The 377-nt window shown below is 32.9% G+C and carries 1 protein-coding gene; it reads right to left on the minus strand.

Annotated elements, in window-relative coordinates; genetic code table 11:
• On the minus strand, positions 1-377 hold a 377-nt coding region (locus JKP73_RS22175; RefSeq protein ID WP_200411986.1), incomplete at both ends, for a PadR family transcriptional regulator.

The following is a 377-nucleotide window of genomic DNA, read 5'->3' on the forward strand; positions in this document are numbered from 1 at the left end:
GCCACTTTTTTTATTTTTTTCATCTTCACCAAAGAGGTCTTTTTGACGTTTAATCAGATATTCCAGTTTTTTCTGGTGGACAATACTTTCTTCTTCAATTAGTTTTTGGAGATTTTCTTCATTTTTGTTATTAAGAAAATAAAGGCGGAGCATGAATTCATCTTTTTGAATTGGATAGCGGTCAACAGGGTGTTTTAACCACTCGTTAAATAGTTCGATTCCTTTTGGAGTAATTTGATAGGTTTTTTTCTCTAACTTTTCACCTACAATGTGTACATCAAAAGTAACGGCTTGATCGTTTAATAATACTCTAAGTGAAGGATAAATTTGCCCTGTGTTGGCTTGCCAAAATTCACCGACTTCACTTTCAAACTTTT

Origin of the sequence: Virgibacillus salexigens, from assembly GCF_014905415.1 — a bacterium.
Taxonomy (GTDB): Bacteria; Bacillota; Bacilli; order Bacillales; family Amphibacillaceae; genus Virgibacillus; species Virgibacillus salexigens.